This is a genomic window from Aquimarina sp. Aq107 (genome assembly GCF_943733665.1).
Classification (GTDB): Bacteria; Bacteroidota; Bacteroidia; order Flavobacteriales; family Flavobacteriaceae; genus Aquimarina.
In genome coordinates, this window is the sequence record NZ_OX030782.1 from 1,009,035 (window position 1) to 1,021,206 (window position 12,172).

Consider the following 12,172-nt stretch of genomic DNA (forward strand, 5'->3'; position numbering starts at 1 on the left):
TTGTAAAACGCTTTAATATTGTTATTTTTGTCCGATTTGGGACTTTATTTAGAGAGAACTATGCACAAAAAATCTATCGTACTGTTTTTAGCAGTCATCTTTTGCACCTTAATATATGGTCAAGAAAAAGACCCTGTATTACTTACCATTAATAATTCGCCAGTATACAGATCAGAGTTTAAGAGAGTATATCTTAAAAATATTGATTTGGTAAAGGATGAATCCCAAAAAGATATTGATGAATATCTAGAGCTATTTATAAATTATAAATTAAAGTTAGAAGAAGCTAAAGAACAAGGTCTAGATAAAAAAGAATCTTACATTAAAGAACTAGAAGGGTATAAGAAACAACTTTCTTCTGGATATCTTACAGATACAGATGCATCTGATGCTTTGGTAAAAGAAGCCTACGATCGTTTACAAGAAAGAGTAAATGCAAGTCATATACTGGTACAGGTTAAACCTAATGCATCTCCAAAAGATACATTGCAAGCTTATCAGAAAATAATAGAGGCAAGGAATAAAATAATTAATGGAGCTGATTTTAAAGAAACCGCTTTTGAGTATAGTGAAGATCCTTCTGCCAAAAAAAATGGGGGTGATTTAGGTTGGTTTTCTGCGTTTAGAATGGTGTATCCGTTCGAACAAGCTGCTTTTACAACTAAGGTAGGGAATGTTTCAGAACCTTTTAAAACTCGTTTTGGGTATCACATCGTAAAAGTTAATAACAAAGAAAAAACTTTAGGAGAGGTTACAGTTGCTCATATTATGGTAGCCTTTAATAAGGACAGAACGGAAAATGAAGCAGAAAAAAGAATCAATGAGATCAAGACGCAATTGCAAGCTGGTACTTCTTTTGAATCACTTGCAAAACAGTATAGTGATGATCGCAATACTGCTGTAAACGGTGGTAAGATTAATCGTTTTGGTAGAGGAGCTCTAAATTCAGAAGATTTCGAGAAAGTAGCTTTTGCTTTAAAATCTGAAGGAGAATTATCAAAGCCTGTAAAAACTAAGTACGGCTGGCATCTCATAAAATTATTAGAAAAGCATTCACCCAAAACTTTTGATGAGCTGAAAGGAGAACTTACTCAGAGAATTAAAAAGGATAGTAGATCTCAACTTATTACAAAATCATTTATAAATTCTTTAAAGGAGAAATATGGTTTAAAAAGAAATGAAGAAGCAATATCTTATTTCAAAAAGAACGTACCATCGACTATTTTTAGTGAAAAATGGGATATCCCAACTGATGATAAGAATTTAACTAATTCTGTTTTTTCTATAGGTAAAGAAAGTTTTACTTATTTAGATTTTGCAAAATTTATACAACAAAAAGGAACTCGTAAAACGAAAACAAAAGATATCTCTTTGTTTATAGAAAATGTGTATTATGATTATGAATCAGCTAAGTTACTCCAGTACTATGAAGAGCATTTAGAAGAAGATAATCAAGATTTTGCAAATGTAGTTTCGGAATATAGAGATGGATTATTACTATTTGACCTTATGGAATCTAAGATTTGGAATGCTGCTAAGGTTGATTCTGTAGGGCTTCAAGAATTTTATGCATCTAGAAAAGAAACCTATATAAAAGAAGAAAGTTATAAAGTGATAAAAGCCTCTTCGTCTAATAAAGAGCTAATAGATAATGTGAAAGCGAAAATTGAAAAAGCCAATAGTATTGAGGAAATTAAAAAGGAGGTGAATATTTCAGACTCCAATACGGTACTTTTTACAGAAGAAGAGTTAACTAAGGATATAGATGAGTTAGCAGATAAATTTTCAGGTAAAAATGGAGAAGTGGTTGTTGTTAATGAGGATGATTATATAACCCTGATTAAAGTAGTAGAAGTACTACCTTCAAGGGTGAAAACCTTTGATGAAACAAAAGGTAAGGTTATTAATGACTTTCAGGAAGACCTAGAAAAGCAATGGCTTAGTGAACTTAGAAAGAAATATTCTATAGAATTAAATAAAAAGACGTTAAAACAAATCAAAAAAGAATTATCTATCTAAATGAGATATATCTCTAACATACTATTGTTTTTTGTTTTAGTTTCTTGCGGAAATATAAATCGAAACGCAAACAGAGAAGTGGTAGCAAGAGTTAATGAGACATATCTCTATAAAGATGCTATAAAAGACCTGGTTCCTAGTGGTACAGCAGCAGAAGACAGTTTAAATATAGTAAATAACTATATTAATATATGGGCAACTAAACAATTGTTTATAGACCAATCAAAAAGGAATCTTACGGAAATAGAACTTCAGGAATTTGATAATTTAGTAGAGGATTATAAAAGTACTTTATATATCAATGCTTATAAAGATGCCGTAATCAATAAATCCATTAATATGGAGGTTACCAAAGATGATATGACGTCTTATTATTCAGAAAATTTAGAAAATTTTATTCTTAATGAAGAGTTGGTAAAGCTACGTTACTTACATTTGCCACCTGATTATAAAAATATTGTTGCAACGCAAACACGTTTTAATCGTTTTAATGAAGAGGATCATGAAGAACTACTTGGTAAAAAAATAGAGTTTGCTACATTTTCCTTTAATGATTCAGTTTGGGTTCAGTTTGATCAGGTATTAAATAAAATCCCTGTTCTTAAGAATCAAGACAGGAACAAGATCTTAAAAGATGGTAAGTATGTTCAGTTGCGAGACTCTTTGGGAGTGTATATGATTAAAATAAAAAAAGTGCTTAAGAAAAAAGAAACAGCACCTTTAGATTATATAAAGCCAACAATACGACAAATCATATTGAATAAAAGAAAGCGAGAGCTGATAAAAAAATTAGAAAAGGATATCACGAAAGATGCAATTAAAAACAAACAATTTGAAATATATAATTAAGAATACTATTTGTATTGCTGTATTGCTATTATGTAGCACTGGTGCTCAGATCTATGCTCAGGAAATTATAGAAGATGTTAAAAAAGAGGTTGAGAAGAAAGAAGATTCTGTAAAATCATTTCAAAAGATTAAAATCGATGGAGTTGCAGCTGTTATAGGAGAATATGTAATATTAGAGAGTGATATTACAATTGCTTATCAGCAATTGATAAGTGAAGGAGTTTCTGCTGCAGATGTTAGTCGTTGCGAATTAGCAGGAAGCTTATTTGAAAACAAATTATATGCTCATCATGCGGTTCAAGATAGTGTTATTGTATCTGATGCTGAGGTGAATTCTATGGTAGATCAGCAGCTGAGTTATATGACTAGAGAATTGGGAACAATAGATAAAGTTTTAAAATTCTATAGAAAAGAAAGTGAAGCAGATTTTAGAAAAGAGCTTTTTGAAATCAATAAAGGAAATAGACTAGCAGAACAAATGCGTTCTAAAATAGTAGAGGATGTAGAAATCACACCGGAAGAAGTTAGAGAATTTTTTGATGAAATTCCTGAGGATGAAAGACCTCTTTTTGGTACAGAGTTAGAACTTGCTCAGATAGTAATAGACCCTAAAATCCCGGATGAAGAAGAACAAAAAGTAGTTGATAGGTTAAAACAATTTAGAACTGATATCGTAGAAAATGGAAGTAGTTTTGCTACTAAGGCAGTTTTATATTCTCAAGATCCCGGGTCAAAATCAAAAGGAGGGAAATACACACTAAATAGACAAACTCCTTTTGCTAAAGAGTTTAAGGACGTTGCCTTTAGTTTACAGGTTGGTGAGGTTAGTGAGCCTTTTAAGACAGATTTTGGTTGGCATATTATACAATTAGATAAAATTAGAGGAGAAGAAATAGATGTTAGACATATTTTATTGATTCCAGATGTTACAAGAGAAAGTGTTGAGGTAGCACAGAAACTTGTGGATTCTGTTCGTACAGCAGTGGTTTCTGGAACTATTGGTTTTAAAGAAGCTGCTAGAAAATTTAGTAATGAAAAAGAGACCAAAGAAGATGGAGGACAATTATTAAATCCTACAACAGGTGATACACGTTTTGAACTTACCAAAATTGATCCTATATTGTACGATCAAGTATCAAAATTAAAAACGAATGAAGTTTCGTTAGTAATACCAGATCAAGATCGTCAAGGTCGTAAAAAATTTAAATTAATCACTGTACTAAATCGTTTTGATGAGCATATAGCGGATTATTCTAAGGATTATTTAAAAATACAAGAACTCGCTCTCAGGAAAAAACAAATAGAAGCAATACGAGCTTGGCAGGAAGAAAAAATTAATGATACTTATATAAAAATTAATGGAGAGTACAGAGACTGTGAGTTTAGCGGTAACTGGTTAAAAAAAGAAAAATAATATGTCTGACGTTGCAGCAGTAGAAAAACTGGTAAGCAAACATACCGAACTCAAAAAAGAAATAGCAAAAATAATCATAGGTCAGGAAGAAGTAATCGATCAGATACTGATTGCTGTGTTTTCTGGAGGTCATGCTTTATTGATAGGTGTTCCAGGATTAGCAAAAACACTAATGGTTAATACCATTTCCAAAGCTTTAGGATTGGATTTTAAAAGAATTCAATTTACTCCAGATTTGATGCCAAGTGATATATTAGGAAGTGAAATCTTAGACGAGTCCAGACATTTTAAATTTATAAAAGGCCCAGTGTTTTCTAATATTATTTTGGCTGATGAGATTAATAGAACTCCACCAAAAACACAGGCAGCCTTATTAGAGGCAATGCAAGAAAGAGCCGTAACAGTAGCTGGTCACCATTATAAACTGGATTTACCATATTTCGTATTAGCTACACAAAATCCTATTGAACAAGAAGGGACTTATCCATTACCAGAGGCTCAATTGGATAGATTTATGTTCGCTATAGAATTAAAATATCCTAGTTTTCAAGAAGAAGTAGAAGTTGTAAAAAGTACTACAGGAGATACTTCTGCAACAATTAATGCCTTGTTTACTGCTCAGGAAATTATCGATTTTCAGCAATTAATTCGTCGTATACCTGTAGCGGATAATGTAGTGGAATATGCAGTATCAATGGTTTCTAAAACCAGGCCTAATGGAGAATCTGCAACAGATTTGGTTAAGAGTTATATAGATTGGGGTGCGGGTCCAAGAGCATCACAAAACCTAATTTTAGCAGCAAAAGCAAATGCAGCGGTAAAAGGTAAGTTTTCTCCAGATATTGAGGATGTGCAAGCTGTGGCTATGGGGATATTACGTCACCGTATGATTAAAAACTATAAAGCCGAAGCAGAAGGAGTAAGTATTGAGGATATTATTCAAAGCTTATTCTAATCATTAAACCAATTTCTTAGTTTAAGAAGAATCAATTTTTATTTAATAAAAAAAGAAAAGCCCATTCAAGTAGGAAATGGGCTTTTTGCAATTATGAACAATTGAATTTTTGGGTAATGAATACTTGGGGAAAATCATCACCAGATATCTTCAATTTCAGTGCGCGAAAATAATAAAATAAGGGGAAATAACCCCGTTTTTTAACATTTCTTTAATCCACTTTTAAGGGTTTGTAAAGAAATCATAAAGCCTGATTTAAAATCTTTTAACCTCAATAGAGTAATTGAGGTTGTTGATTAATGTTTTCATTAACTTATAGAGGTAGAATTCTAAATAACTTTGTTTTTTTTTATCTAAATAATTAAACCTTTTTTATTTCTGCGAGTCTTACTATTGAACGTTCATTAAAATAAAGTTGAATAATTAAGAAAAATAGATAGATGAAAAATAGTATAACCTACATAATAATTATGTTTTTGGGAGCATTTACAATGTTTGCTCAGTCGGAAGATGTAACTGATAGACGTGAGAAACATAAAGAGCGAAGAGAGTTAAGAAAAGAATTTAATGAAAGCCTGTCAGAAGATCAAAAAGCTCAATTAGAGTATCAAAGAGAGTTGCATAAAGAACACAGAAAGGCTTTTAAAGATACTTATACAGAAGAACAATTACAGATTGTAAAGAATGAAGACCTTTCTAGAAAAGGAAAACGTAAAGCCTTAAATCCTACGTTAAGTGATGAGCAAAAAAGCCTTAAAAATAAACAAAAAGAGGAAATGAAAGCTGCTAAAAGCAAGTTTGAATCATCTCTTAATGATGAACAATTAGAGAAATATAAAAAGGTAAAAAAGAAAGGTCACAGAAAAGGGAAGAAAGGACGTAAAGGTCATAACAGAAAAAAAAGCGATAAAGAAGAAAATTAAATTTAGTTTATTTTGTGTAGAAAGAGTGAAGTTGCTAAAACTTCACTCTTTTTTTGTTTTTATGTTAAAATTGATGGTTTTTAAATCAATAACTTAACAATTTACTACAACGTTTTCGTAATTCTTAAAGAAGTCAATTAAAATATTAGATATTTTTTTATGTGATTACCATTTTAATAGTTCTAAAATTGATGATTTAATCAAATAAAAGCGGTATTTTTTTTAAAAATGTAAAAAAGGGTTATTAACGCCATTCATTTAATAAAATCCCTTAAAATTCGTATTTTCGTCGGACTTTTCAATACACATTATATAGCAAAATTGTTCTCAATATCGATATGATAAAAAAAGATGTGAGTCTAAGTTATAGAAACACAAAATACTGTTTCTTAATCAAGAGTATATCTTTACTATTATTTTAGAAAATTATCACGATATTTTTTTTGAGAAACTTGAGATAAATAAGAATATTGAAAAGATGTAAGGACTACCATAATTTCACTACCTAATGTATAGCTTGTCATTATGTAACAATATATAATAGGATTTTTCTATTATTGGCGGGTAGGAGAAATTTATCGTTTTCCAAACATTTGTATTAAACCAGGAAAGAATTCTATTACGTACTATGAACATTTACAATAATTACATTAGGGAAATCGAAGAAAGGAAATCCCTTGGGTTACACCCTAAGCCAATCGATGGAGCAGAGTTATTAAGTGAAATTATTTCACAAATAAAGGATAATGATAATGCACATCGTGATGACTCCCTTAACTTTTTTATCTACAATGTTTTGCCAGGAACCACAAGTGCTGCTGGTGTAAAAGCTCAGTTTTTAAAAGAAATTATTTTAGGTAAAGAAGTCGTTAAAGAAATTACTCCTGCTTTTGCTTTTGAGCAATTATCTCATATGAAAGGTGGACCTTCTGTAGAGGTATTGTTAGATTTAGCTTTAGGTGATGATATTGCTATAGCTAATGAAGCTGCTAAAGTATTAAAAACGCAAGTTTTCTTATATGAGGCAGATACGGAACAATTAGAAAAAGCTTTTAAAGCTGGCAATACTATTGCTAAAGAATTAATAGAGAGCTATGCTCAAGCAGAGTTTTTTACAAAGTTACCAGACGTAGAAGAAGAAATAGAGATTGTAACTTTTGTTGCAGGTATAGGTGATATTTCTACAGATTTATTATCTCCTGGTGCGGATGCACATTCTAGATCAGATCGTGAATTGCACGGTCAGTGTATGTTTGAGCACAATAAAGATATGCAAAATGAATTATTGGCGTTAAAAGAACAACATCCTGATAAACGAGTGATGTTAATTGCTGATAAAGGAACCATGGGAGTAGGTTCTTCTAGAATGTCTGGTGTAAATAATGTTGCGTTATGGACCGGTATATCATCTAGCCCATATGTACCATTTATTAATATTGCTCCAGTAATTGCTGGTACAAATGGTATTGCACCAATATTCTTAACAACTGTGGGAGTAACTGGTGGTATTGGTATTGATTTAAAAAACTGGGTAAAGCAAAAAGATGCTGAAGGAAATACGATTGTAGATGAAGAAGGAGAAGCAATCTTAAAAGAAGAGTATTCTGTAGCTACAGGTACAGTTCTTACCATAAATACAAAAACGAAGAAATTATATAAAGGAGACAAAGAGTTAAAAGATATCTCAACTGCGTTAACACCACCAAAAATGGAGTTTATTAAAGCAGGAGGTTCTTATGCTGTTGTTTTCGGTAAGAAATTACAAACATTTGCTTGTAAAGTTTTAGGAATAGATGTTCCTCAAGTGTATGCAGCTTCCAAAGAAGTTTCTGTGGAAGGACAAGGTTTAACTGCTGTTGAGAAAATTTTCAATAGAAATGCAGTAGGAACCACGCCAGGTAAAACATTACACGCAGGTTCGAATGTTAGAGTTGAAGTTAACATTGTAGGTTCTCAAGATACTACAGGTTTAATGACTTCTCAAGAATTAGAGATGATGGCTGCTACAGTAATTTCTCCAATTGTTGATGCTGGTTACCAATCAGGATGTCATACAGCCTCAGTTTGGGATGACAAGTCCAAAGCTAATATTCCAAGATTAATGAAGTTTATGAATGACTTCGGATTAGTTACTGCACGTCATCCAGAAGGGAAATATCATGCAATGACCGATGTAATTCATAAGGTATTAAATGATATAGCAGTTGATGATTGGGATGTAATCATAGGTGGAGATTCACACACACGTATGGCAAAAGGAGTTGCTTTTGGAGCGGATTCAGGAACAGTTGCCTTAGCGTTAGCTACAGGAGAGGCTACGATGCCAATTCCAGAGTCCGTAAAGGTTACTTTTAAAGGAGAAATGAAATCTTATATGGATTTCCGTGATGTTGTTCACGCGACTCAAGAGCAGATGTTAAATCAGTTTGAAGGTGAAAATGTTTTCCAAGGAAAAATTATAGAAGTACATATTGGTACATTAACTTCTGATCAGGCATTTACATTTACAGATTGGACTGCTGAAATGAAAGCAAAAGCATCTATCTGTATTTCTGAAGATGATACTTTAATCGAGTCCTTAGAAATCTCTAGAGATCGTATTCAAATTATGATTGATAAAGGGATGGATAATCCGAAACAGGATCTTAAAGGGTTAGTTGATAAAGCTAATAATCGTATTACGGAAATTAAGACAGGAACTAAATCAGCATTAAAGCCAGATGCAGATGCTAAGTATTATGCTGAAGTTGTTATTGATCTAGATAAGATTGTAGAACCAATGATAGCTGATCCAGATGTAAATAATGAAGATGTATCTAAGCGTTATACGCACGATAATATTCAACCATTATCCTTTTACGGAGGAACAAAGAAGGTAGATTTAGGTTTCATAGGATCTTGTATGATCCATAAAGGAGATATGAAAATTTTAGCTCAAATGTTAAAGAACATTGAAGCTCAGCAGGGTGAAGTTAAGTTTAATGCACCTTTGGTTGTAGCGCCTCCTACATATAATATAGTAGATGAGCTAAAAGCAGAAGGTGATTGGGATGTTTTAGTTAAATATTCTGGCTTTGAGTTTGATGATAGTGCGCCAAAAGGTTTAGCACGTACTAAGTATGAGAATATGCTATACTTAGAACGTCCTGGATGTAACTTATGTATGGGTAACCAAGAAAAAGCAGAACCAGGAGATACAGTGATGGCTACTTCTACACGTTTATTCCAAGGAAGAGTTGTTAGAGACGCCGATGGCAAAAAAGGAGAATCTTTGTTGTCTTCTACACCAGTAGTGGTTTTATCTACTATTTTAGGTAGAACACCAACTCTGGAAGAATATGAAGCTGCTGTTGAAGGTATTGTATTAACTAAGTTTAAACCATCTCAGAAACAGTTGGTTATGTAATTAAAGATATATAATAGTTTAAAAGCCTTAATACGATTTGTTGTATTAAGGCTTTTTTAGTTTTAGCTAAAGATGTTTTTTGATATATGAGATAAACTTTTTAATGAAAATAGACAGTTTAGGGAATCAAGTTTAAAATTGATTGTTTGCAATCGATATTATGTGCAGGTTATTCTTAGTTTGTATAATACTTGTTTTTAGTGCAATAGAATATTTTTTATAATCATTCTATATTCTTGATACTCTTTTCGTAGTCATTCGATATTTCGTATCTTGGAATACTTAAAAAAGAATAACGAAAACACATAAAACACAACTATATGGCATTCGATATCGATATGATAAAAAAGGTGTATGCTCAAGTTGCCGAAAGAGTAGATGCTGCTCGCGAAGTAACAGGAAAACCTTTAACATTAGCAGAGAAAATTTTGTACTCACATCTTTGGGATGGTAAAAGTAAAACAGCATTTACTAGAGGTAAGGATTATGTTGATTTTGCTCCAGACCGTATTGCTTGTCAAGATGCAACTGCTCAGATGGCTTTATTGCAATTTATGCAAGCTGGAAAAAAGAAAGTTGCAGTTCCAACGACGGTACATTGTGATCATTTAATTCAGGCTAAAGTTGGTGCTGATAAAGATTTACAATCAGCGATGAATACTAGTAGTGAAGTATTTAATTTCTTAGAATCGGTATCTGATAAGTATGGTATTGGTTTTTGGAAACCTGGAGCTGGAATTATACATCAAGTAGTTTTAGAGAATTATGCATTCCCTGGAGGTATGATGATTGGTACGGATTCTCATACGGTAAATGCAGGAGGATTAGGAATGGTAGCAATTGGTGTAGGTGGAGCTGATGCTGTAGATGTAATGGCAGGAATGCCCTGGGAATTAAAATTTCCTAAATTAATTGGTGTTAAACTGACCGGTAAATTATCTGGTTGGACAGCACCAAAAGATGTGATTCTAAAAGTAGCCGAAATTCTTACTGTAAAAGGTGGAACTGATGCTATTGTAGAATATTTTGGTCCAGGAGCAACTTCAATGTCATGTACAGGAAAAGGAACTATTTGTAATATGGGAGCCGAAATTGGTGCTACAACATCTACATTTGGGTATGATGAATCAATGGAGCGTTATTTACGAGCTACAGAAAGAGCTGAAGTAGCAGATGCCGCTAATAAAGTAAAAGAACATTTAACTGCAGATCCAGAAGTATATGCAAATCCTGAGCAATATTTTGATCAGGTTATAGAAATTAATCTGTCAGAATTAGGACCATTATTAAATGGGCCATTTACACCAGATTTATCAACTGAGGTTGGTACGAGTATGACAGAGAAAGCAAAAGCGAGTGATTGGCCATTACAGGTTGAATGGGGGTTAATAGGTTCTTGTACAAATTCATCATATGAAGATTTATCACGTGCTTCTTCTATTGCGCAACAAGCATTGGATAAAGGTCTAAAAATGAAGTCAGAATTAGGAATCAATCCAGGTTCTGAACAAGTACGGTATACGGCAGAGAGAGATGGCATTCTTGGAATATTCGAAAAACTGGATGCTAAGATATTTACCAATGCTTGTGGACCTTGTATCGGGCAGTGGGCAAGATATAGTGATCCTAAAAATGCTCCGAAGAATAGTATCGTTCATTCTTTTAATAGAAACTTTGCGAAACGTGCAGATGGAAATCCGAATACACATGCTTTTGTAGCATCTCCAGAATTAACCGCTGCCATTGCAGTTTCTGGGCGACTAGATTTTAATCCACTTACGGATAAATTGATTAATGAAGATGGGCAAGAGGTAATGTTTGATGAGCCAACTGGATGGGAATTGCCTCCTAAAGGTTTCGAAGTAGAAGATGCAGGATATTTAGCACCTGTAGAAGATGGTAGTGGAGTACAAGTTAATGTGAGCCCGACATCAGAAAGGCTTCAGTTATTAACTCCTTTTGAGCCAATTGGTGATGAAATAAAAGGAGCAAAGCTATTAATCAAAGCGTTCGGAAAATGTACTACAGATCATATTTCTATGGCAGGGCCTTGGTTACGTTACAGAGGGCACTTAGATAATATATCCAATAATTGTTTAATAGGAGCAGTGAATGCCTTTGGGAAAAAGACAAACTTTGTTAAAAATCAATTAGATGGAGAGTTTGGTGGTGTGCCAGATACTGCAAGAGCTTATAAAGCTGCTGGTGTTCCTACAATAGTAGTAGGAGATCACAATTACGGAGAAGGTTCTTCTAGAGAACACGCGGCAATGGAGCCAAGACATTTGGGTGTTGTTGCGGTAATTGTAAAATCCTTTGCTCGTATCCATGAAACTAACCTTAAAAAACAAGGTATGTTAGGATTAACGTTTGCGAATGAAGCGGATTATGATAAAATTCAAGAAGATGATACTATCAATTTCCTGGATTTAAACGCCTTTGCACCTGGAAAAACATTGAATATCGAATTTGTTCATGCTGATGGTTCTAAAGATGTGATCGAAGTAAATCATACGTATAACGATTCTCAGATCGAGTGGTTTAAAGAAGGCTCTGCTTTGAATCTAATTAAAAAGCAAAACGCTTAATCTTAGACTATATATATT

7 protein-coding genes are annotated in these 12,172 nt (G+C 32.9%); all 7 read left to right on the forward strand.

Annotation, left to right across the window (positions count from 1 at the left end):
• The first annotated feature begins 60 nt into the window (after nt 1-60).
• Entirely contained in the window at nt 61-2,019 is a 1,959-nt protein-coding gene (locus tag NMK29_RS04045; protein ID WP_108801692.1) for a peptidylprolyl isomerase, read from the forward strand.
• Nucleotides 2,020-2,868, forward strand: a complete 849-nt coding sequence (locus NMK29_RS04050; RefSeq protein ID WP_108801693.1) for a peptidylprolyl isomerase — start codon at nt 2,020-2,022, stop codon at nt 2,866-2,868. It begins immediately after the preceding gene.
• Entirely contained in the window at nt 2,852-4,282 is a 1,431-nt protein-coding gene (locus NMK29_RS04055; RefSeq protein ID WP_342667702.1) for a peptidylprolyl isomerase, read from the forward strand. The genes NMK29_RS04050 and NMK29_RS04055 overlap by 17 nt, the downstream gene beginning before the upstream one ends.
• A gap of 1 nt (nt 4,283) precedes the next feature.
• A complete protein-coding gene (locus NMK29_RS04060) occupies nt 4,284-5,237 on the forward strand; it encodes a MoxR family ATPase (protein WP_027395575.1) in 954 nt (317 codons plus the stop codon).
• A gap of 440 nt (nt 5,238-5,677) precedes the next feature.
• Nucleotides 5,678-6,160 carry a hypothetical protein gene (locus tag NMK29_RS04065; RefSeq protein WP_108801694.1) on the forward strand — a complete coding sequence of 161 codons (483 nt, stop codon included), beginning with the start codon at nt 5,678-5,680 and terminating at the stop codon, nt 6,158-6,160.
• Between the two features lie 628 nt (nt 6,161-6,788).
• Nucleotides 6,789-9,566 carry a bifunctional aconitate hydratase 2/2-methylisocitrate dehydratase gene (locus tag NMK29_RS04070; protein ID WP_108801695.1) on the forward strand — a complete coding sequence of 926 codons (2,778 nt, stop codon included), beginning with the start codon at nt 6,789-6,791 and terminating at the stop codon, nt 9,564-9,566.
• Nucleotides 9,567-9,886: 320 nt separating this feature from the next.
• A complete protein-coding gene (locus NMK29_RS04075) occupies nt 9,887-12,154 on the forward strand; it encodes an aconitate hydratase (protein WP_108801696.1) in 2,268 nt (755 codons plus the stop codon).
• The last annotated feature ends 18 nt before the right edge of the window (nt 12,155-12,172 follow it).